Source organism: Kitasatospora sp. NPDC001540 (assembly GCF_042894345.1).
Classification (GTDB): domain Bacteria; phylum Actinomycetota; class Actinomycetes; order Streptomycetales; family Streptomycetaceae; genus Kitasatospora; species Kitasatospora phosalacinea_C.
In genome coordinates, this window is sequence record NZ_JBIAVO010000008.1 from 31,458 (window position 1) to 51,613 (window position 20,156).

Consider the following 20,156-nt stretch of genomic DNA (forward strand, 5'->3'; position numbering starts at 1 on the left):
GCACACGGGGGGGCAACAACTCAAGCGGAAATGGCACGGTTTCCCCCCTCGCCCGGACTAATAGTCGCACTACCGATTAGCGCCAAGATCGTGCCGCTGTAAGCTGACGACATGACAGGACAAGTTCGCACCGTCGACGGTCGCGTCGCCGGGCGGCGCGGACAGGAGACGCGGCAGAAGCTGCTCGACTGCCTCCGCGAGATGCTCAGCACGTCGCCGTACCGGGACGTCAAGGTCATCGACGTCGCCCGTATGGCGGGAACCTCCCCCGCGACCTTCTACCAGTACTTCCCGGATGTCGAGGGCGCAGTCCTTGAGATCGCCGAGGAAATGGCCGAGGACAGCGGCGGGCTCAAAGAGCTCGTCGATGGAAAGTCCTGGGCGGGAAAGACCGGCTTCACCACTTCCGAAGAACTGGTGGACGGATTCCTCGCCTTCTGGCGCAAGAATGACGCCATTCTCCGAGTGGTCACACTCGGCGCCGCCGAAGGGGACAAGCGGTTCTTCAAGATCCGCATGAAGGTCCTCAACTCGGTGGCGGCCCCGCTCACCGAAGCGGTCCGCAACAACCAGGGCAAGACCGACAAGACGGTCGAAGCGCCGGCGGTCGCCGGTGCCCTGGTCTCGTTGCTCGCCGCCGCGGCCGAGCACGGCAAGGCGTTCACCTCGTGGGGCGTGAAGGTCAAGGACCTCAAGCCCAACCTGGCGCTCCAGGTGTACCTGGGAGTCACCGGAAAGAAGCCGCCGAAGTAAGACAGCAGCCCATCGGCGCTCGGCCCCGGTTCCTGTCCGGGTGTGTCGGATGCGGCCGTGCCTCGGGGGAGGTTCGCCGACGTACCGCGGAGCGCCGTCCTTCAACGGACGCAAGGGGCGGCCGGGAGGTCCTATCCTCCCGGCCGCCCCTTCGTGCTGCCGGAACGCCGTCCGGGTGCCGCAACGCCGCTCAGGGGCAGTGCACGACCTGTCCGGCGTAGGCCAGGCCGCCGCCGAAGCCGAACAGCAGCACCGGGTCGCCGCTGTGCAGCTCGCCGCGCTCGACCAGCTTGGACAGGGCGAGCGGGATGGAGGCGGCGGAGGTGTTGCCGGAGTCGACCACGTCGCGGGCGACCACCGCGTCCTCGGCCAGGCCGAGCTTGCCCGCGATGGCGTCGATGATCCGCAGGTTGGCCTGGTGGGCGACGAAGCCGCGCAGCTCGGACGGGTCGATCCCGGCCTTCTCGCAGGCCTTGCGGGCCAGCGGGGCGACCTGGGTGGTGGCCCAGCGGAACACGGTCTGGCCCTGCTGGCTGATCACCGGCTTCCAGCCGCTGATCGCGACCGCCTCGCCCTTCTCCGGCTCGGAGCCCCACACCACCGGTCCGATCCCGGCCCGCTCGTCGGGGACCGCCTCCAGGACGGCGGCGCCCGCGCCGTCGCCGAAGATCACGCAGGTGGTGCGGTCGGTCCAGTCGATGAGGTCGGACATCCGCTCCACGCCGATCACCAGCGCCCGGGTCGCGGCCCCGGCCCGGATCGCGTGGTCGGCGGTGGCCAGCGCGTACGAGAAGCCCGAGCAGGCGGTGTTCAGCTCGTACGCGGCGGGGGCGGGGATGCCCAGGCGGGCGGCGACGGCGGCGGCGGTGCTGGGGCTGCGCTCGACGGCGGTGCAGGTCGCGACGGCGACCAGGTCGACCTGGTCGGGCGTCACGCCCGCGCGGGCGAGGGCCTTCTCGGCGGCGCCCACCGCGAGGTCGACCAGGGTCTCGTCCTCCGCGATGTGGCGGGTGCGGATGCCGACCCGGGAGCGGATCCACTCGTCGTCGGTGTCGACCAACGCCGAGAGGTCGTCGTTGGTCAGGACCTTCGGCGGCTGGTGGTGGCCCAGCGCCACGATGCGGGAGGCGGTCATACCGCCCACTCAACCGGGTTACCGGTGAGTCAGGAGGTGACGGCCCGACACAGGATCGGGTGCCGGATGCTGTAGGTCCCTCACAACCGGGGCCTGATCAGGAGGCCAGCGACTGGGCGTCGCCCATCATGATCATCGGGTGCAGCGCCGGGTCCAGGGTCTTGATCAGCTCGACCATGTGGTCCTCGGTCAGCGAGATGCAGCCGTGGGTGGGGCCGCCGTGGTCGAGGTGCAGCCAGATGCCGCCGCCCTTGGCCGCGCCCTGCGGGTAGGTGGTGTCGAGCGGGGAGGTGCCCTCGACCCGGTTGTAGTTGATCGCGATCACGTAGTCGAAGGACCCGGCCAGCGGTTCGTTGTTGAAGCCGCGCCCGGACATCACGAAGTTCTTGTTCTCGTCGTACGGCAGCTTGGAGCCGGGGTCGGCCTTGCGGCCGCCCGCGTCGGTGAGCGAGTACAGGCCGATCGGGCTGCGCAGGTCGCCGGAGCGGTGGTCGGTGGTCCAGCCCTTGAAGGCGTTGTGGGCGGGCCAGGCCTGGCCGGCCTGCCAGCTGCCGTCGGCGCCGCGGGTCCACAGCGTGACGGTGTTGTCCGAGGAGTCCTTGCCCTGGCCGCTGGCGACCAGCAGTTGACCGGTCTCCGCGGGGACCTTCGCCATCCAGTCGGCGCCGATGCCCGGGATGCTGGTGATCCGCTCCCGGTCGGAGCGGTCCGCGGCGGGGGCCTCGGTGTGCTGCCCGGCGTCGGCGGCCTGCATCGGGACGACCTCGGGCTCGTGGTCGGGGGCCGCGCTGGCGGTGCTCGCCTGGAAGTCCCGGCCCGGGCCGACGGTGAACCAGCCGGCCGCGAGCGCCAGCAGGGTGGCGGTGCCGACGGTCAGCTTGCGGGCGCGGCGCGGCTTCGCCTTGCGGCGGCTGCGGCGGGTGGCGGCTCGGCCCTGCAACTGCTCGGCCTCGCTCCGGTCGACCGGCGCGGGAGCCGGACGGCGGTGCGGGGCGGCGCGATGGGAACCGGACATGCGAACGATCCTCCCAGACCTCGGGGACGCGACGGAACCCGGGCCGTGTGATGAGCCTGTGAGCATACGCGCTCGGGAAACGTTTCTCCGCGCTCCCGCTTGCCCCGGTGGTGCGCCTTCATCCCGCGCGCCCCCGGACAACGGGCCGCGCCCGGTGGCCGAAACCGGTCACCGGGCGCGGGTCGCGAAGTGGCGGACGCTCAGAGGCGCATCGCCTGCGGGGTCTCCCGGCGGGCGAGGTCCGGACCGTCGTACTCGCGGATGACCTCGTAGCGGGTGTTGCGCTCGACCGGGCGGAAGCCGGCGTCCCGGATCAGGCCGAGCAGGTCGTCGCGGCCCAGCTTGTTGGGGGTGCCGAAGTTGTCCGCGTCGTGGGTGATCTTGTACTCGACCACCGAGCCGTCCATGTCGTCCGCGCCGTGGCTGAGCGCCAGTTGGGCGGTGGTGACGCCGTGCATCACCCAGAACACCTTGACGTGGGGGACGTTGTCGAACAGCAGGCGGGACACCGCGAAGGTCTTCAGCGCCTCGGCGCCGGTGGCCATCTCGGTGCGCTCCATCAGGCGGTTGCGGACCTTGCCGTCCTTGGAGTCGTGGAAGTCGTGCTGGTAGCGCAGCGGGATGAAGACCTGGAAGCCGCCGGTCTCGTCCTGCAGCTCGCGCAGCCGCAGCACGTGGTCGACCCGGTGGCGGGGCTCCTCGATGTGGCCGTACAGCATGGTGGCCGGGGTCTTGAGGCCCTTCTCGTGCGCCAGGCGGTGGATCCGCGACCAGTCCTCCCAGTGGGTGTCGTGGTCGACGATGTGCTGGCGGACCTCCCAGTCGAAGATCTCCGCGCCGCCGCCGGTCAGCGACTCCAGGCCCGCGTCGATCAGCTCGTCCAGGATCTCGCTCGCGCTCAGGCCGCTGATCCGCTCGAACCAGTGGATCTCGGTGGCGGTGAAGGCCTTCAGCGAGACGTTCGGCAGCGCGGCCTTCAGCTCCCGCAGCGAGCGCGGGTAGTAGCGCCACGGCAGGGTCGGGTGCAGGCCGTTGACGATGTGCAGCTCGGTCAGCGACTCCGACTCCATCGCCTTGGCGAGCCGGACGGCCTCCTCGATCCGCATCGTGTACGCGTCCTTCTCGCCCGGCTTGCGCTGGAACGAGCAGTACGCGCAGGAGGCGCTGCAGACGTTGGTCATGTTCAGGTGGCGGTTGACGTTGAAGTGGACGACGTCGCCGTTCTTCCGCGTCCGCACGTGGTGCGCCAGGCCGCCCAGCCAGGCCAGGTCGTCGCTCGCGTAGAGCGCGATCCCGTCCTCGCGGGTCAGCCGCTCACCGGCGTAGACCTTCGCCTCCAGCTCGCGCTTGAGCCCTGCGTCCATGCGGCGCTCCGCCTCCTTGCGACTTCGATTCGTTGCCGGGACCGAGACTACGCCTAGGCGGCCAGCAGACCGGCCAGCAGGGCGGGGTCGAGGTTGCCGCCGCTGACGACCGCCGCGAACACCCTCCCGCCGAGCTCCCCGGCCCGGTGGAAGTAGGCGGCCGGGGCGACCGCGCCGGAGGGCTCGGCGACCAGGCGGCCGCGGCGGGCCAGCAGGGCGACGGTGGCGCGGATCTCGTCCTCGGAGACGGTGACGATGTCGTCCACGTAGGCGGTGATGTGCTCGAACGGCAGCACGCCGACCGACGGGGTGCGCAGGCCGTCCGCGATCGTCCGGTAGGTGTCGGCGACCGGCCAGGCGGTGCGCACGCCCGAGCGCAGGCTCTGCTGCGCGTCCGCCGCGAGCTCCGGCTCCACGCCGACCACCCGGACGCCCGGGCAGGCCAGCTTGAGCGCCGCGGCCGTCCCGGAGATCAGGCCGCCGCCGGAGACCGGCACCAGCACGGTGTCCAGCTCGTCCGGGGCGTCCTCGGCGATCTCCAGGCCGACGGTGCCCTGGCCCGCCACGATGTACGGGTCGTCGTAGGGCGGCACCCAGACGTAGCCGTGCGCGGCGGCCAGCTCGGCCGGGACGGTGTCGCGCTCCTCGGCGGTCACGATCACCACCTCGGCGCCGAACGAGCGGGTGTTCTCGATCTTCACGGCGGGCGAGGTGTCGGGCATCACGATCACCGCCTTGACGCCGAGCCGCTGCGCCGCGTACGCCACCGCCTGGGCGTGGTTGCCGCTGGACTGGGCCACCACTCCCCTGGCCCGCTCCTCGTCGGTGAGCGCCGCCAGCCGGTTCATCGCCCCGCGGATCTTGAACGCCCCGGTCGGCTGCAGGTTCTCCGGCTTCAGCCAGAGCCGCCGCCCGCCCCCGGCCGCCCCGTCCGCCCACGGGCAGGGCAGCAGCGGGGTGCGCACCGCCGTGCCGGCGATCCGGCGCTGGGCGGCGCGCAGGTCTTCCAGGTCGACCAGGGACATGACGGGGCTTCCTCCGGTGGGGCGGGGCGCGGGGGCTACTCGGCGGGGTGGAGCGGGAGTTCGCTGACCCGGTTCTCCCACTTGGTGGACAGCACCACCGTGGTGCGGGTGCGGGCCACCCCCTTGGTGCCGGACAGCCGCTTGACCACCGACTCCAGGCCCTCCACGTCCGGCACCCGGACCTTCAGCATGTACGAGTCGTCGCCCGCGATGAACCAGCAGTCCTCCACCTCCGGGAGGTCCTTCAGCCGGTGCGAGACGTCGTCGTGGTCGGCCGCGTCGGTGAGCTGCAGGCCGATCAGCGCCGTCACGCCGTAGCCGAGCGTCGCGGGGTTGACCGTCGCCCGGTAGCCGGTGATCACGCCCGCCTGCTCCAGGCGGTTGATCCGGTCCGTCACGCTCGGCCCGGACAGGCCCACCAGGCGGCCCAGCTCGGCGTACGAGGCGCGGCCGTTCTCCCGGAGTGCCTGGATGAGCTGTCTGTCCACAGAGTCCATTGCCTGCCGCGTCCTTCCGAACCTCACCGGAACCACAGATCATTATCCGGATTCCAAGGCGTCGTACGCCGATCAACCCGGGTATCCCAGAGAACATACTCTCCCGTAGCGTCCCCGCTCACTCGCCCCGGCGCGGGGCGGTTTCCGGACTTCCCGCCGGGGTGCTCGCGGCCCCGCCGAGGGTGCCCGACCAGCGGCGGTACAGCCCGTGCGGGACGCCGACGGCGTCGAGCACCCGGCCCGCCACGAAGTCGACCAGCTCGCGGGCGGTCGATCCCCCCGCGTAGAAGCCCGGGGACGCCGGGAGGACCACCGCACCCTGCTCGTCGAGGGCCACCAGGTGGCGCAGCGTGGTGCCGGTCAGCGGGGTCTCGCGCAGGCACAGGACCAGCGGGCGGCGCTCCTTGAGGGTCACCGAGGCGGCGCGCTGCAGCAGGTCCTTGGACAGGCCCAGCGCGATGCCGGCCGCGGCGCCGGTGGTCGCCGGGACGACCAGCATGCCCTTGGCGGGGTACGAGCCGGAGGACGGGCCCGCGGCGAAGTCGCCCGCGGACCAGTGCCGGACGTCGTGCAGCGTGGCCTCGTCGGTGCCGAGCCAGGCGGCCAGGTCGGTGCGCCAGTGCGCGTCGCGGAAGGAGATGCCGGTCTCGTCCAGGATGGTCAGCCGCGCCGCCCGGCTGACGATCAGGTCGACGGGCTCCCCGGCGTCCAGCAGCGCGCGGATCACGGAGGCGGCGTAGGGGGTGCCGCTGGCGCCGGAGACGCCGACGACCCAGGGCTCGCGGGTGGGACTCATGGGTTCATTGTGACTTCGGGTTCTGTTACTACGACCCGAAGCAGCACGGACCTCCGGTGGGATCCGACCGGCAGCAGCTCGGACCCGCCGTTCCCCGGGCCCCTGACGGGGCCACTGGCGGGGCCCTCCGACGGGGCCCTCTGGCGGGGGTCTCCGGCGGGGTCACAATGGGGGTATGGCAGCGGAGTTGGTGGACCTGACGCATCCGGTGGTGTCCGGGATGCCGGTGTATCCGGGGGATCCGGGCGTGGAGTTGCGGGCGGCGCTGACGGTGGAGGGCGAGGGGGTGAACGTGCTGGCGGTGCACCTGGGGTCGCAGACCGGGACGCACGTGGACGCGCCCTACCACCTGGACGTGCGGTGGCCGACGCTGGACGGACTGCCGCTGGAGCTGTTCACCGGGCCCGCGGTGGTGGTGGACCTGCGGGGGCTGTCGGCCCGCGGGGAGATCACGGCGGCGCACCTCGCGGACGCGCTGGCGGCCTCCGGGCCCGGGACGGTGCTGCTGCTGGCGACGGGGTGGCCGCGGTACTGGGGGACGGACCGGTACTTCGCGCACCCGTACCTGACCGAGGAGGCGGCGGAGGCCGTCGTCGCGGCCGGGGTCCGGACGGTGGGCATCGACGCGCTCTCGGTGGACCCGACCCCGGACCCGGGGCCGTCCGACCCCGAAGTGGCCAGCCTGCTGGCCGAGTTGGCGGACGAGCACGATCCCGAGCCGGAACAGGCGACGCTGGCCGCGCACCGGGTGCTGCTGGGGCCGGAGGGCGGCGGGGTGATCGCGGAGAACCTGACGGACCTGTCGGCGCTGCTGGCGGCGCAGGCGGCGGGGGTGCCGGTGGAGGTGTCGCTGTTCCCGCTGCGGTTGACGGCGGCGGACGGGGCGCCGGTGCGGGCGGTGGCGCGGATCGGCTGAACCCGGGACCGGCGCCCGCAACTTGGTCTAGACCATCCCGGGAGCGCACCGCTAGGCTCCCGCCATGCCTGAGATCGTCGGTGTGGTCGAGCGCTTGTGGCGCTACCCCGTGAAGTCCACGGGCGGCGAGCTGCTCGACTCCGTCGAGGTCGAGGAGCGCGGCCTGGCCGGCGACCGCCTGTACGCGGTGCGCGACGGGGCCGGGAAGCTGGGGTCGGGGAAGAGCACCCGGCGCTTCCGCCGGATGGACGGCCTGCTGCGGCTGAGCGCCCGGCTGGGCACCCGGATCGACGGCCCCGACCTGTTCGACCCGCTGGGCATGCCGGTGCCGGACCCGGACTCCTTCCTGCGCGCCTACCTGGAGCAGGCGGACGTCGCCCTGGCCCGGGAGGACGCGGTCTCGCACTTCGACGAGCTGCCGGTCAGCGTGCTGACCACGGCGACGCTGGACTGGGTGGCGCGGGCGGTGCCCTCGGCGGTGGTGGACGAACGCCGGTTCCGGCCGAACGTGCTGCTGCGCACCCCGCCGGGCACGCCGCCGTTCACCGAGGACGCCTGGCGCGGCCGGGAGGGCCGGGTCAGGGGCGGGGTGCGGCTGGCGTTCGTCCGGGCCAGCGCGCGGTGCGCGATGGTGGGGACGGCGCAGCCCGGGCTGCCGCACGCGCCGGAGATCCTGAAGACCGTCGTGCACGAGCGGGACGGCGAGCTGGCGGCGCTGGCGACGGTGGCCCGGCCGGGCCTGCTGCGGGTCGGGGACGCGCTGTCGCTGGCGTGAACCCCAGCCCTTGAACCTCAGCCCTGCCGGTGCGGGACCAGGCAGAACGGGTGGCCGGCCGGGTCGACGAGCACCGTCCAGCGCTCGTGGCGCGCCTTGATCTCGGCGCCGAGGGCGACCGCCGCGGCCTCGGCGGCGGCCAGGTCGGGGACGTCCACGTCCAGGTGGAACTGCTGCGGGTGGGCCGGGTCGGGCCAGATCGGCGGGCGGTAGTCCTCGACCCGCTGGAAGGCGAGCACCCGGCCGTCGGGCAGGTGGACGGTGGACCAGCTGTCGTGCAGCGTCCAGCGCGGGTCGGGGCGGTCCACCTCGCCGCCGAGCAGGGCGGCGTAGAACTGGGCCAGGCCCGCCGGGTAGTGGCAGTCCAGCACCACGCACTGCAGTGTGCCGATCATCGTGCTCCCCGTTCCGCTCGCGGTGGCTGCTCCCTCCCAGCATGGCGCATCGGCGCGGCGGGTGGCGGTTCATCCGGCGGGAAGGGCGTCCGCGCAGGTGGGCGGCGGTTCCGACGGCCCGTCAGGTGGCGTAATGGTGCGGCAACGAAAACCGGGGCACCCCGGCCCTAGGGTTGCCGCCGACAGCGCAGCCGAGGGCCGGAGCAGACCCGATGACCAGCGAGAACACCGTTCGCAGCCGGAGCAGTGCCACGGCCAGGCGACCGCGGGCCGACCGGGCCCGGCAGGTCGCGGACGTGCTGCGGCAGCAGGTGCTGAGCGAGGCGTTCGGGACCGGGCCGCTGCCGCACGAGGACGCGCTGGCGCAGGAGTTCGGGGCCTCCCGGAACACCGTGCGGCAGGCGCTGGACCTGCTGCGCGGGGAGGGCCTGGTGCGGCGGGTGCCCGGGTCGGGGACGCTGGTGGCGGCCGAGAAGGTGCCGCACGGGCTGAACCGGCTGGAGGGCCTGGCCGAGACCCTGCACGAGCACGGCGACGTGGTCAACGAGGTCCGCTCGTTCGGCCCGGTCCGGGCGCCGGGGGCGGTGGCCCGCCGGTTCGGCCTGCCGGACGGGGCGGACGTGGTGTACGTGGAGCGGCTGCGCCGTCTGAACGGGCTGCCGCTGTCGCTGGACCTGACCTACCTGGCGCCGGACATCGGCGCGCTGCTGGAGCCCGCCGACCTCGCCCACCGGGACGTGTTCCGGCTGATCGAGGAGGCCGCCGGACAGCCGCTGGGCGCCGCCGACATCACCCTGGAGGCCGTCAACGCCGACGCGCACTCCGCCGCGGTGCTCGAAGTCCCGCGCGGAGCGGCCCTGTTGATGCTGGAGCGGCTCACCACGCTGGCCGACGGACGGCCGGTGGACCTGGAGTACGTGCGCTTCCGCGGCGACCGGCTGGCCATGCGCGGACGGCTGCTGCGCGACCTGCCCTGACCTCTCGACCCCCGAACTGACCTTCCTCACCTTGGAGTTGGACCGATGGCGCTCGCCGAGCACCGCACCGACGTGCCCGTGACCATCGACGCCTCGCTGTGCATCGCCGGCTGCACCCTGTGCGTCGACATGTGCCCGCTGGACTCGCTGGCGATCGACGAACAGAGCGGCACCGCGTACATGCACGTGGACGAGTGCTGGTACTGCGGCCCGTGCGCCGCCCGCTGTCCCACCGGGGCGGTCACCGTCAACATGCCCTACCTGATTCGTTGAGGAAGCGTCACATGTCTGGTGCAGCAAGGAAGTTGGGCGTCGTGGCGGCGGCCGCGACACTGGTCGCCGGGGCGGCCGGGTGCTCCTCGGGGGGCGACTCGAAGAACGTCGAGGTGGTGGTCGGCTACCAGTCGAAGACCATCAACACCGTCACCGCCGGGACGCTGCTGCGGGCCCGCGGCTACTTCGAGCAGCAGCTCGCCGAGCTGGGCAGGCAGGACGGCCGGCACTACAAGGTGGTCTGGCAGGACTACGACGCGGGCGCGCCGATCACCGCGCAGATGCTCGCCGACAAGATCGACATCGGCTCGATGGGCGACTACCCGCTGCTGATCAACGGCTCCCGGGCCCAGGCGGCCGGCGGACCCGGCACCCGGCTGGTCTCGGTGACCGGCTACAACCTGCTCGGCGCGCTCAACTCCGTGGTGGTGCCGAAGGACTCGCCCGCGCACACGCTGGCCGACCTGAAGGGCAAGCGGGTCTCCAGCTCGGTCGGCTCGGCCTCCGACGGCACCCTGGTGCAGGCCCTCGCCAAGGCCGGGGTCGCCGAGGGCGACATCCAGAAGCAGAACCAGCAACCGGCCGTCGGCGCCTCCGCGTTGAAGGCGCACAGCGTGGACGCGCTGGCCCAGTTCGTGGCCTGGCCGGCCGCGGTGGTGTTCGCCGGGGACGGGCGGCTGCTGTACGACGGCGCGGCGCTCGGCCGGCCCACCCTGCACGGCGTGGTGGTCCGGCAGAAGTTCGGCACCGCGCACCCCGACGTCGTCCGGGCCTTCCTGCGCGCCCAGGACGCCGCCACCCGCGACCTCAACCAGCACCCGCTGGCCGCCGCGCAGACCGTCGCCGAGGCCACCGGCCTGCCGCCCGAGGTGGTGTACCTGTACAACGGCCCCAACGGCATCGCCACCTTCGCCACCGCCCTCGACCCGCGGCTGCTGGACGCGATGCGCGCGGACGTCCCGTTCCTGACCTCGGTCGGCGTGCTCAAGGCGCTCGACCTGGACCGCTTCACCGACCCGTCCTACCTGAAGGACTCCGGCGTCACCGACGGCGAACCCGCCCGGATCACCGGCACCGACGCCGTCTGCGACCGGCCCGTCACCGACCCGGCGCTGGCCGGGGAGCTCTGGTACGAGGGCGAGCGGTCCACCCGTCCGACCGCCGACCCGAACTGCCTGCTCAAGGCCGTGAAGGCCGGTGCCGCTGCGGGCGCCGGGAAGCTGCGGGCCGCGTACGTGCCCGACGCGGCCACCGGCACCCGCTGGTTCGCCGACCAGGACTGGTGGGTCCGGGACGGCGGCGCGTTCAAGCCCTTCACCACCGAGGACGGCGCCAGGGCCTACCTGGCCGCCCACCCCTCCGCCGCCGCGCTGACCTACCAGCAAGCGCTGGACGCCTCGTGACCGCGCGGCGCAGGCTGCTGCGGGCGGTGGCGCTGCTCGGCTTCCTGGGCCTGTGGCAGGCGCTCACCGCCTGGAAGGTGCGGGCCTGGGTGCGCTTCGACCACCTGCCGACCGTGCTGCAGGTCGCCGACGCGCTGAAGGCGCAGCTCGGCACTGCCGTGTACTGGCAGGACCTGGCCGACAGCCTGCGGCGGATCTCCACCGGCTTCGCGCTGGCCGCCGTGCTCGGCGTCACCGCCGGGGTGCTGACCGCCCGCTCGCGCACCGCCGCCGACCTGATCGGCCCGGTGCTGGAGCTGGTCCGGCCGATCCCGGCGATCGCGCTCGTCCCGGTCGCGATCATGCTGTTCCCGGAGAACGAGCAGGGCATCGTGTTCATCACCTGCGCCGCCGCGTTCTTCCCGGTCACCGTGGCCACCCGGCACGCGGTGCGGGCGGTGCCGCCGCGCTGGGAGGAGGCGGTGCGCACGATGGGCGGCGGGACGGGCCGGGTGCTGTTCGGCGTGGTGCTGCCGGGCGCGCTGCCCGGGGTGGTCGGCGGGCTGTCGGTCGGGCTGGGCGTCTCCTGGATCTGCGTGATCTCCGCCGAGATGGTCTCCGGCCAGTACGGCGTCGGCTACCGCACCTGGTCGGCGTACACCGTGCTCGACTACCCGGGGGTGTTCGTCGGGATGGTCACCATCGGTCTGCTCGGCTGGGCCACCTCCGGGGCGGTCGAGCTGCTCGGGCGGCGGCTGACCCGCTGGCTGCCCGCTCCGGTCCCGGCGGGGGTGGGGGCATGAGCCTGCGACTGACCGCGCGCGGTCTGAGCGTCGGTCACCCCGGACGACCGGTGCTGCGGGACGTCGAGTTGGACGTCGCTCCGGGCGAGGTGCTGACCGTGCTCGGCCCGTCCGGTTGCGGCAAGTCGACCCTGCTGCGGGCGCTGGCCGGGCTGCTGCGGCCCACCGGCGGCGAACTGCTGGCCGACGGGCGGCCGTTGACCGGGCCCGGCGCCGACCGGGCGCTGGTCTTCCAGGAGGACGGGCTGCTGCCCTGGCGCACCGTCCGCCGCAACGTCGAACTGCCGCTGGCCATCGCCGGGTTGAAGCGCGCCGAGCGGCGCGCGCCGGTCGCCGACTGGCTGGGCCGGGTCGGCCTGGACGGCCACGGCGAGCGGCTTCCAAGGGAGTTGTCCGGCGGACAGCGCCAACGCGTCCAGCTAGCACGGGCGTTGGCCGGTGCGCCGCAGGCCGTGCTGATGGACGAGCCGTTCGGCGCGCTCGACCCGCAGACCCGCGCCGCGATGCAGCAACTCCTGCTCGCCGTCTGGGAGAAGGAGCGCTGCACGGTCGTCTTCGTCACCCACGACGTGGACGAGGCGCTGCTGCTCGGCGACCGGGTCGCCGTGCTGTCCGGCGGCACCCTGGCCGCCCTGCACGAGGTGCCCGCGCCGCGCGACCCCGCCGCCGACCGGAGCGCGCTGCGCGCGCTGCTCCTCACCCAGTACACCTGACCAACCCACCTGAGAGGCACGGCAGATGCGCACACCCGAGATCAGCGAGGCGCGCCGCCTGGAGTGCGACGTCCTGGTCGTCGGCGGCGGCACCGCCGGGTCGATGGCCGCGATCGCCGCCGCCGAGGCCGGAGCGCGCGTCCTGCTGCTGGAGAAGGCGCACGTGCGCCACTCCGGGGCGCTCGCGATGGGCATGGACGGCGTCAACAACGCGATCGTCCCCGGCCGGGCCGACCCGGACGCGTACGTCGCCGAGATCACCCGCGCCAACGACGGCGTCGTCAACCAGGCCACCGTCCGGCAGACCGCCCGGCGCGGCTTCGCCATGGTGCAGCGGCTGGAGCGCTACGGCGTCAAGTTCGAGAAGGACGAGCACGGCGAGTACGCGGTGCGGCAGGTGCACCGCTCCGGCTCGTACGTGCTGCCGATGCCCGAGGGCAAGGACGTCAAGAAGGTGCTGTACCGCGTCCTGCGCGAGCGCCGGATGCGCGAGAGGGTCACCATCGAGAACCGGGTGATGCCGGTGCGGGTGCTCACCGAGGGCGGGCGGGCGGTCGGCGCGGCCGGGTTCGACACCCGCAGCGGGGAGTTCGTGCTGGTCTCGGCCGGGGCGGTGGTGCTGGCCACCGGGCCGTGCGGACGGCTCGGGCTGCCCGCCAGCGGCTACCTGTACGGCACCTACGAGAACCCGACCAACGCCGGGGACGGCTACGCGATGGCGTACCACGCGGGCGCGGAGCTCTCCGGCATCGAGTGCTTCCAGATCAACCCGCTGATCAAGGACTACAACGGCCCCGCCTGCGCGTACGTCGCCAACCCGTTCGGCGGCTACCAGGTCAACCGGCACGGCGAGCGCTTCGTCGACTCCGACTACTGGTCCGGGCAGATGATGGCCGAGTTCGCGGTCGAACTCGCCTCCGAGCGCGGCCCGGTGTACCTGCGGACCACCCACCTGCCGGAGGAGACCGTGCAGGCGCTGGAGTCGATCCTGCACACCACCGAACGCCCCAGCCGCGGCACCTTCCACGCCGGGCGCGGCCACGACTACCGCACCCACGACGTCGAGATGCACATCTCCGAGATCGGCCTGTGCGGCGGCCACAGCGCCAGCGGCGTCTGGGTCGACGAGAACGCCGCGACCACGGTGCCCGGGCTGTACGCGGCCGGGGACCTGGCCTGCGTGCCGCACAACTACATGATCGGGGCGTTCGTCTTCGGCGAGCTGGCCGGGACGCACGCGGCCGCCCACCTGCCGGACGTCCGGGCCCAGTTGCCCGCGGACCAGGTCGCCGAGGCGCACCGGCTGGTCTACCGGGCGCTGGAGCACCCCGACGGGCCGCCGCAGCAGCAGGTCGAGTACAAGCTGCGGCGCTTCGTCAACGACTACATCGCCCCGCCGAAGACCGGCGCCCGGCTCTCCGTCGCGCTCGACCACTTCGAGCGGATGCGCAGCGAGGTCGCCGGGATCGGCGCCCGCACCCCGCACGAACTCATGCGCGCGGTCGAGGTCGACTTCATCCGGGACTGCGCGGAGATGGCGGCGCGCGCCTCGCTCGCCCGGGAGGAATCCCGCTGGGGCCTCTACCACCAGCGCCTGGACCGGCCCGCGCAGGACGACGCGCGCTGGTTCCGGCACCTCAACCTGCGCAAGCGGGCCGACGGCGCGATGGAGTTCCTGACCCGGCCGGTCGCCCCCTACCTCGTCCCGGTCGACGGCCTGGAGCCCCCCGCCGGGGAGGTCGAGCTGCTCGGCACCGTCGAGGCGATGGTCGTCGGCCGTACCGGGACGGCCGCGGGCGCGGGCGCGGCGGGCAGCGCGGGCGGGGGCGCGGTCGGGGGCGCGAAGCCGCGGGAACGCGAGGAGGAGCGCGAGCAGGGACGGGTGCTGGAGGTGCTGCGGGCGGAGGGCGCCGCGGTCGTGCGGTACCTGGCCGACCACGACCCGGACGTCCGGCTGGCCGCCGTCGCCGCGCTCACCGAGCACACGCCGGAGGGCACCGGCCCGGCGCTGGTCGCCGCGCTCGGCGACCCGGACGGGCGGGTCCGCGGCGCGGCCGTCGCGGGCCTGCGGGAGCTGGTCGAGGTGCTGGACGCCTCGCTCGGGGACGGCCTGGCCGCCGCGGCCGGGTCCGCCGACCCGGTGGTGCGGGCGGGCGTCCAGGAACTCGCGCGGGTGCTGCGCACCGGGTCGGTCGCGCTGTTCGCGGCCGGGCTGCGCGACGCGGAGACGGCGGTGCGCCTGCAGGCCGTCCGCGGGCTGGTCTCGCTGGACGCGGCGGACGCGCTGGCCGCCGGGGCGGCGGACGTCGCCCGGGAGGTGCGGGTCGCCGTCGGCGAGGGGCTGGGGGCGATCGGCTCCGCCGCCGCCTCGGCGGAGGTGCTGGGGGTGCTGGCGGCGCTGGCCGAGGACCCGGACCCGCTGGTGCGGGCGGGGGCGTTCACCGGGGCGGCGGGGCTGGGCGGGGCCCTCGCGGAGCCGGCGGAACGCGCCGCACGCCGGGACGCGGCCTGGCAGGTGCGGAAGGCGGCGGCGGGCGTGCTGGGCGCGGCCGGGCGCTGGGACGCGCTGGCCGGGCTCGCGGCGGACGGGAACGCGGACGTCCGCAAGGCCGCGGTCCGCGCGATGGCGGCGGGGGCCGCCGAGGCGGGCGTCGACGCGGCGCTGCGGGAACGGCTGGCGGACGGGGACGCGGACGTGCGGGCGTACGCGCGGCTGGCGTTGAAGGGGGCGTAGGGGTGCGCCGTCAGGGGCCCGGGGAACGGCGGGCACGAGTCTGCTGACGGTGCACTGCCGTTGCGTGCGGTGGCTTCGGGTTCTGTCCCTACGGCCCGAAGCAGCACGGACCTCCGGTGGGCTCCGGCCGCCAGCGGCACGGACTCGCCGTTCCCCGAGTCCCTGGCGGGGCTCTGCCATCCCCGGTGTCTGCCTAGAAGGTGAACTCCCCGCCGGGGCGGACCTCGTACGGCACCTCCGGGAGGATGTCGCGGAGCAGGGGGGCGAGGGTGGCGGGGGCGGGCGGGGTGGGGCCGAGGCCGAGGGCGAGGGTGGGGCCGGGGAGGGGGTGGGGCCAGGCGTGGAGGGTGGGGGCGAGGGGTTCGAGGGCGGTGAGGAGGGTGCGGAGGCGGCCGCGGGTGGGGCCGAGGCGGTCGGGGGCGGGGGTGAGGAGGAGCCAGGCGGCGTGGCGGCGGTGGAGCGGGGGCGGCGCGAGGAGTTCGGGGTGGTCGGGGCCGAGTTCCCAGGCCCGGTAGAGCTCTTCGGTGAGCAGGTCGCGGGCGCCGGGGCCGACCTGGGTGGTGCAGCTGCGGACGGGGGCGGTGGGGGTGAGGACGGTGACGGGGTCGGAGGTGGGGGCGGCCGGGTCGCCGAGGAGGGTGACGGGGCGGCGCCAGTCCCAGGCGGCCCAGACCTCGGTGAAGTGGCGGAAGAGCGCGTCCGGGTCGTCGGTGGCCGTCTCGGTGACGGTGCGGGCGGCGAGGACCGTCCAGGCCAGGGACGGGAGGTGGCCGAAGGGGGCGGAGGCGAGGCCGCGGGCCGCCGTCCAGGCCTTGACCCGGCGGGCGAGGACGGCGAAGGCCGGGTGCCGGGGGCCGACGGCGGCCAGGACCGCCTCGGCGTCGGTGACGGCGCTGCGGGCGGCGGCGGCTTCGGCGGAGTCGTCGGCGGGAGCCAGCACCAGGTCGACGGTGAGGCCGGCGCAGTCCAGTCGCAGGCCGGGGACCCGGGCACCGCGGACCTCCCGGACGTGCCGGACCTCGGGTAGCGCCCGGGCCAACTGCCGGGTGAGGTCGGCGGGTTCGACGGGCCCGGGCAGGACGGTGACCAGGTCGAGGTCGGCGCCGTCCAGGTGGCAGCGCATCCGGCGGGAGCCGGCCAGGTGGGTCTCGCCGGGGAGGGCGGCGGCGATCCGGGCGGTCAACTCGGCGGTGTCGCAGGGAGGTTCGACGCGGACGACGGGAGCGGACGGCTCGGGGAGCTCGCGGACCGCGCCGGTGCCGAGGCTGACGACGGCGCGCGGGGTCATCGGTCCGTCGCCGCGCCGGGAGAGCAGCACGAGTTCGTCGACGGTGGCCTGCGCGGGCGGCAGCTCGTGGACGGGGAAGTCGCCGCGGCCCAGGGTGAGGTGCGGCCGGTAGCCGCCCTCGCGGGTGCGGCACTGCGGGAAGCGGCGCTGCAGGGCCTGGTGGAGGGCCGCCCAGGAGGCGGCGGCCCCGACGGCCGGGTCGAGCCAGCGAGTGGTGGCGCCGGGCTGCTCGAAGGTCCGTACGCCTGCCAACTCCGTACTGAAGGGCGGGACTTCGGCGGCGGCCTCGGCGAGCAGCGGCAGCGCCCGGTCGAACTCGTGCTCGGCGACGAAGCCGAACAGCAGGTTCACGTGCGGCGGCCAGTGCCCGTGCTGCGGGTCGTGGCGGGCGCGCAGGCGCTGGACGGCGGGCCACAGGTGGGCGGGCGGCAGCCAGGCGACGGCGGTGCGGGCGGTGGTGGGGGCGTCGAGCAGGCCGTCGGCGGGCTCGGGGTCGAGGTCGACGGCGAGGCCGTAGTGGTCGGAGGGGTGCAGCCCGTCGGGGTCGGGGCGGTGGCCGAGCAGGCGGGCGGCGGTGGTGCGGGCCCGGCCGGGGCGGAGCAGGACGCGGTCGAGGCGGCCGGAGCGGCCGGTGAGCGAGGAGACGGCGGCGAGCGGGTTGGCGGCGGGGTCGAAGGTCGGGGTGCGGTCCGCGGGGCCGTGCGCCTCGGTCCAGGTGTCGCGCAGGCCGAGGGCGGTGGCGGGCAGGTCGGTGCTGTCGTTGAAGTCGCCGAGCACCAGCAGGTCGCCCCGGACGGCGGCGAACCCCTCGGCGAGGTCGGCGAGTTCGGCGGTGCGGCGGGTGGCGCCGTCGGGCGAGTGGTCGCTGCTGAGGTGGACGGCGGCGACGGTGAGCGGCCCGGCGGCGGTGCGGACGGCGACCGCGGTGACGGCCTTGTGCGGGCCCAGGGCGTGCCGTCCGGCCTCCTGGACGGGGAGGCGGCTGAGCAGCAGCAGCCCGTGCTCGTCGACCTCCCGGCCGAACGGGTCGGCGCCCAGGGTGTAGCCGCGCCGGACCCACTCCTGGGCCAGCAGCAGCTTGACCAGGGCCGGTTCGACCTCCTGGAGGGCGATCAGGTCGGCGTCGGCGGCTTCGAGTTCGGCGAGCAGCAGCGGGCGGCGGCGGGCGGTGTGGATCAGCTCGGGGTCGTAGCGGTCCCACAGGGTGTTCCAGGTGACGACCCGCAGCGGCCCGGCGCCGTGGGCCGGCCGGGCCTCGGCGGGCCGCCAGCCGCGGTCGGGGTGCCAGGCGTGCGGGGTGCTGGGGGTGAAGAACGGCGCGGGCAGCACGGCCGGTTCGGTGCGCCGCCCGGCGGTGGTGGTGTCGAGCAGGTCGGTGCCGGTGTCGCGGTCCCAGACCACCTGCCCATCGGCCTCGACGTACCGGACGCGGTGCCAGGGCACGTCCCCGGCGGCGGTGAAGCTCTCCAGCGGGACGCGCTTGGTGCGGTCGTCGCGCTGCCGGACGCCGAGGGTGAAGCGGGCCGGGTCGAAGCGGTCGTCCCAGCGGACGCGCTGGCAGACCTGCTCGATGGGGCGCATCAGTCCTCCTCGTCCAGGCACCCGGCGGTGGCCGCCACCGTGCCGTCGGCGTCCAGGTACCAGGTGCGGTGGGCCTGGCCGGGGTAGGGCGGGGTCCAGCGGTGCAGCTGGGCGGTCAGCACCTCGGCGGGGACGGGGTGCGGGCGGACGGCGTTGCGGCGGCGCAGTTCGGCCTCGTCGACGACGGCGACGACGTGGGTCAGCAACGCGTCCCGGCGTTCGGCGACGGCCCGGACGTGGCCGCGCTGGTGGCGGTTGAGCGAGGTGGCGTCCCACACGGCGGTGCCGCCGTCCGCCAGCGCGGCCTCCAGCGCCGTCAGGCCCTGGCGCAGCAGTTCGGGGTTGTCGCGCTGCTCGGCGCGGGAGCCGCGGGCGGCCCGCAGCTCGTCCAGGCTGACCCGGGTGCCGGGCAGGGTGGCGGCGTACGTGGACTTGCCGCTGCCGGAGGGGCCGCAGAGGTGGAACAGCCGGGGGAAGCGGCCCTCGCGCCAGGCCCAGGTGGCGGCGACGGCCTCCTCGGCGGTGCTGATCCGGCCGAGGCCGTACGCCTCGCGGGCCTGTGCCCAGCACCGGTCGCGGACCTCCGGCGGGAGGTCGGCGAGGGCGTCGCGCAGGCCGGTGCGGAGCGGTCCGAGCGGGTCGGGGCCGAGCAGTCCGGCCTCCTCGGCGTGCAGGGCCGACCAGGCGACCTCCTGCTCGGCGGCGGGGTGGGCCTCGGCGGCGACGGCGTGCAGCACGCCGAGGTCGGCGGCGGCGGTGAGGGCGGTGAGCCCGGCCCGGCGCTGCTCGTCGGGGTACGGCTGGGCGAGCCGCGGGTGCAGGCCGACCAGGTCGGCGATCCGGCGGGCCTGCGGCAGGCCGAGCGGCCCGGCCAGGGCGGGCAGCAGCCGTTCGCGGCGGTCGGCGCGCAGCGCGTGGGCGAGGACGCCGTCGAGCCGGGCGTCGCCGGTGCGGCCGTGGGCGTCCAACCGGGCGGTGATGCCGTCGAGTTCGGGGTCGAGGTCGAGCCCGAGGGCGGCGGCCAGCGCGGCCGGGTCGGGCGCGCCGCCGGAACGGACGTGCCAGAGCGCGGAGTTCGGGCCGAGGCCGTTCTCGACCACGGCGGCGTGCATCCAGTGGGTGTCGGTCCGCACGTGCTGCGGGCGCACCCACTTGGCGACCCGGTGGCCGAACTCGGCCCGGTCGAAGCCCGCGACCGTCCGCACCACGTAGCCCTCCTGGCGGTCCAGGTCGAGCTCGATCGCGCGGATCGCCCGCTCGTCGTAGCGACCGCGCCACAGCACCCGGGGGGTGGGCACGCCGAGGCGGCGCAGGAAGCGGACGGTGGCGTCCCAGTCCAGGCAGCGGTCGCGGTCGGTCCAGACCGAGAAGCCGTGGAACCAGCTGTCCAGGTCGGTGTAGGCGAGCGAGTGCCGGGCGTACAGGTTCTCCCCGCAGATCCGCCAGCCGGGCGGGACGTGCGGGCCGATCCGGCCCTGCAGGCCCTTCACCCAGGCGCGGGAGGGGTGGTGCGCGGAGTCCAGCGAGCGGGCGTGCAGGCCGTCGGGGTAGAGCGTGGTGTTCTCGCCGTCGAGCTTCTCGGTGACGACCACCTCGGCGTCGGCCAGTCCGGAGGCGTCCCGGCGGCGGAGGTCGTCGGCCGTCGCCCCCGGGGACCACGGGAGGTGCGGGGTCCGGGGGTAGTGAACGCGCATGCGGACCACCCTAGGGACGGCCCGGTCCGTTCGGCCAACG

Annotated in this window: 18 protein-coding genes; 9 read left to right on the forward strand and 9 right to left on the reverse strand. The window is 74.6% G+C overall.

The genetic code is table 11. From position 1 onward, the window contains the following. The first annotated feature begins 111 nt into the window (after positions 1 to 111). Complete coding sequence (locus ACFY00_RS12520; RefSeq protein WP_285737018.1) at positions 112 to 753, forward strand: TetR family transcriptional regulator; 642 nt, start codon at positions 112 to 114, stop codon at positions 751 to 753. 190 nt (positions 754 to 943) lie between these two features. On the opposite strand, the gene ACFY00_RS12525 is transcribed toward ACFY00_RS12520, so the two are convergent. The 6 genes from ACFY00_RS12525 to ACFY00_RS12550 all read right to left on the reverse strand — a co-directional run bounded on the left by ACFY00_RS12525 (position 944) and on the right by ACFY00_RS12550 (position 6,585). Next, entirely contained in the window at positions 944 to 1,888 is a 945-nt protein-coding gene (locus ACFY00_RS12525) for a beta-ketoacyl-ACP synthase III (RefSeq protein ID WP_388030302.1), read from the reverse strand. A 97-nt stretch (positions 1,889 to 1,985) separates the two neighbouring features. Beyond that, positions 1,986 to 2,903, reverse strand: coding sequence for a L,D-transpeptidase family protein (locus ACFY00_RS12530; RefSeq protein ID WP_388030304.1), 918 nt, complete (start codon positions 2,901 to 2,903; stop codon positions 1,986 to 1,988). Between the two features lie 200 nt (positions 2,904 to 3,103). Next, positions 3,104 to 4,267: an aminofutalosine synthase MqnE gene (mqnE, locus tag ACFY00_RS12535; RefSeq protein WP_380238797.1), complete on the reverse strand. Its 1,164-nt coding sequence runs from the start codon at positions 4,265 to 4,267 to the stop codon at positions 3,104 to 3,106. Between the two features lie 53 nt (positions 4,268 to 4,320). Next, positions 4,321 to 5,292: a threonine/serine dehydratase gene (locus tag ACFY00_RS12540; RefSeq protein WP_388030307.1), complete on the reverse strand. Its 972-nt coding sequence runs from the start codon at positions 5,290 to 5,292 to the stop codon at positions 4,321 to 4,323. Positions 5,293 to 5,327: 35 nt separating this feature from the next. After that, the gene (locus tag ACFY00_RS12545) at positions 5,328 to 5,789 is read right to left on the reverse strand and encodes an Lrp/AsnC family transcriptional regulator (RefSeq protein WP_033250846.1); all 462 of its coding nucleotides are present in this window, start codon (positions 5,787 to 5,789) and stop codon (positions 5,328 to 5,330) included. 118 nt (positions 5,790 to 5,907) lie between these two features. Then, the gene (locus ACFY00_RS12550; protein WP_388030309.1) at positions 5,908 to 6,585 is read right to left on the reverse strand and encodes a UbiX family flavin prenyltransferase; all 678 of its coding nucleotides are present in this window, start codon (positions 6,583 to 6,585) and stop codon (positions 5,908 to 5,910) included. 175 nt (positions 6,586 to 6,760) lie between these two features. Here ACFY00_RS12550 and ACFY00_RS12555 point away from each other — a divergent pair, with 175 nt between their 5' ends. Next, positions 6,761 to 7,501, forward strand: coding sequence for a cyclase family protein (locus ACFY00_RS12555; protein WP_388030312.1), 741 nt, complete (start codon positions 6,761 to 6,763; stop codon positions 7,499 to 7,501). A 64-nt stretch (positions 7,502 to 7,565) separates the two neighbouring features. Next, positions 7,566 to 8,276, forward strand: a complete 711-nt coding sequence (locus tag ACFY00_RS12560) for an MOSC domain-containing protein (protein WP_388030314.1) — start codon at positions 7,566 to 7,568, stop codon at positions 8,274 to 8,276. Between the two features lie 17 nt (positions 8,277 to 8,293). Here the strand turns inward: ACFY00_RS12560 and ACFY00_RS12565 are convergent, their stop codons facing one another. Continuing rightward, positions 8,294 to 8,671, reverse strand: a complete 378-nt coding sequence (locus tag ACFY00_RS12565; RefSeq protein WP_388030317.1) for a VOC family protein — start codon at positions 8,669 to 8,671, stop codon at positions 8,294 to 8,296. A gap of 212 nt (positions 8,672 to 8,883) precedes the next feature. On the opposite strand from ACFY00_RS12565, the gene ACFY00_RS12570 reads away from it, so the two are divergent. From ACFY00_RS12570 to ACFY00_RS12595, 6 genes are read left to right on the forward strand one after another with little or no spacing between them, the layout of a single operon-like run. Further along, entirely contained in the window at positions 8,884 to 9,648 is a 765-nt protein-coding gene (locus tag ACFY00_RS12570; RefSeq protein WP_388030320.1) for a GntR family transcriptional regulator, read from the forward strand. Between the two features lie 45 nt (positions 9,649 to 9,693). Further along, positions 9,694 to 9,921, forward strand: a complete 228-nt coding sequence (locus ACFY00_RS12575) for a ferredoxin family protein (RefSeq protein WP_033221703.1) — start codon at positions 9,694 to 9,696, stop codon at positions 9,919 to 9,921. 11 nt (positions 9,922 to 9,932) lie between these two features. After that, positions 9,933 to 11,324: an ABC transporter substrate-binding protein gene (locus tag ACFY00_RS12580; protein ID WP_388030323.1), complete on the forward strand. Its 1,392-nt coding sequence runs from the start codon at positions 9,933 to 9,935 to the stop codon at positions 11,322 to 11,324. Then, entirely contained in the window at positions 11,321 to 12,106 is a 786-nt protein-coding gene (locus ACFY00_RS12585) for an ABC transporter permease (RefSeq protein ID WP_388030325.1), read from the forward strand. The genes ACFY00_RS12580 and ACFY00_RS12585 overlap by 4 nt, the downstream gene beginning before the upstream one ends. Further along, entirely contained in the window at positions 12,103 to 12,819 is a 717-nt protein-coding gene (locus tag ACFY00_RS12590; RefSeq protein ID WP_388030326.1) for an ABC transporter ATP-binding protein, read from the forward strand. The genes ACFY00_RS12585 and ACFY00_RS12590 overlap by 4 nt, the downstream gene beginning before the upstream one ends. Positions 12,820 to 12,844: 25 nt before the next feature. Continuing rightward, entirely contained in the window at positions 12,845 to 15,553 is a 2,709-nt protein-coding gene (locus ACFY00_RS12595) for a fumarate reductase/succinate dehydrogenase flavoprotein subunit (protein ID WP_388030327.1), read from the forward strand. A 193-nt stretch (positions 15,554 to 15,746) separates the two neighbouring features. Here the strand turns inward: ACFY00_RS12595 and ACFY00_RS12600 are convergent, their stop codons facing one another. Both ACFY00_RS12600 and ACFY00_RS12605 read right to left on the reverse strand, forming a co-directional pair. After that, positions 15,747 to 18,422 (reverse strand): poly(A) polymerase, encoded by a 2,676-nt coding sequence (locus ACFY00_RS12600; protein WP_388030330.1) that lies wholly within the window; start codon positions 18,420 to 18,422, stop codon positions 15,747 to 15,749. Continuing rightward, positions 18,422 to 20,116, reverse strand: a complete 1,695-nt coding sequence (locus ACFY00_RS12605) for an RNA ligase family protein (protein ID WP_388030332.1) — start codon at positions 20,114 to 20,116, stop codon at positions 18,422 to 18,424. The genes ACFY00_RS12600 and ACFY00_RS12605 overlap by 1 nt, the downstream gene beginning before the upstream one ends. Between the last annotated feature and the right edge of the window lie 40 nt (positions 20,117 to 20,156).

What these genes read in the sequence shown, in the direction of transcription:
- ACFY00_RS12520 (WP_285737018.1), top strand. Translation starts at nt 112, where the DNA reads ATGACAGGACAAGTTCGCACCGTCGACGGTCGCGTCGCCGGGCGGCGC.
- ACFY00_RS12525 (WP_388030302.1), bottom strand. Translation starts at nt 1,888, where the DNA reads ATGACCGCCTCCCGCATCGTGGCGCTGGGCCACCACCAGCCGCCGAAG.
- ACFY00_RS12530 (WP_388030304.1), bottom strand. Translation starts at nt 2,903, where the DNA reads ATGTCCGGTTCCCATCGCGCCGCCCCGCACCGCCGTCCGGCTCCCGCG.
- mqnE (WP_380238797.1), bottom strand. Translation starts at nt 4,267, where the DNA reads ATGGACGCAGGGCTCAAGCGCGAGCTGGAGGCGAAGGTCTACGCCGGT.
- ACFY00_RS12540 (WP_388030307.1), bottom strand. Translation starts at nt 5,292, where the DNA reads ATGTCCCTGGTCGACCTGGAAGACCTGCGCGCCGCCCAGCGCCGGATC.
- ACFY00_RS12545 (WP_033250846.1), bottom strand. Translation starts at nt 5,789, where the DNA reads ATGGACTCTGTGGACAGACAGCTCATCCAGGCACTCCGGGAGAACGGC.
- ACFY00_RS12550 (WP_388030309.1), bottom strand. Translation starts at nt 6,585, where the DNA reads ATGAGTCCCACCCGCGAGCCCTGGGTCGTCGGCGTCTCCGGCGCCAGC.
- ACFY00_RS12555 (WP_388030312.1), top strand. Translation starts at nt 6,761, where the DNA reads ATGGCAGCGGAGTTGGTGGACCTGACGCATCCGGTGGTGTCCGGGATG.
- ACFY00_RS12560 (WP_388030314.1), top strand. Translation starts at nt 7,566, where the DNA reads ATGCCTGAGATCGTCGGTGTGGTCGAGCGCTTGTGGCGCTACCCCGTG.
- ACFY00_RS12565 (WP_388030317.1), bottom strand. Translation starts at nt 8,671, where the DNA reads ATGATCGGCACACTGCAGTGCGTGGTGCTGGACTGCCACTACCCGGCG.
- ACFY00_RS12570 (WP_388030320.1), top strand. Translation starts at nt 8,884, where the DNA reads ATGACCAGCGAGAACACCGTTCGCAGCCGGAGCAGTGCCACGGCCAGG.
- ACFY00_RS12575 (WP_033221703.1), top strand. Translation starts at nt 9,694, where the DNA reads ATGGCGCTCGCCGAGCACCGCACCGACGTGCCCGTGACCATCGACGCC.
- ACFY00_RS12580 (WP_388030323.1), top strand. Translation starts at nt 9,933, where the DNA reads ATGTCTGGTGCAGCAAGGAAGTTGGGCGTCGTGGCGGCGGCCGCGACA.
- ACFY00_RS12590 (WP_388030326.1), top strand. Translation starts at nt 12,103, where the DNA reads ATGAGCCTGCGACTGACCGCGCGCGGTCTGAGCGTCGGTCACCCCGGA.
- ACFY00_RS12595 (WP_388030327.1), top strand. Translation starts at nt 12,845, where the DNA reads ATGCGCACACCCGAGATCAGCGAGGCGCGCCGCCTGGAGTGCGACGTC.
- ACFY00_RS12600 (WP_388030330.1), bottom strand. Translation starts at nt 18,422, where the DNA reads ATGCGCCCCATCGAGCAGGTCTGCCAGCGCGTCCGCTGGGACGACCGC.
- ACFY00_RS12605 (WP_388030332.1), bottom strand. Translation starts at nt 20,116, where the DNA reads ATGCGCGTTCACTACCCCCGGACCCCGCACCTCCCGTGGTCCCCGGGG.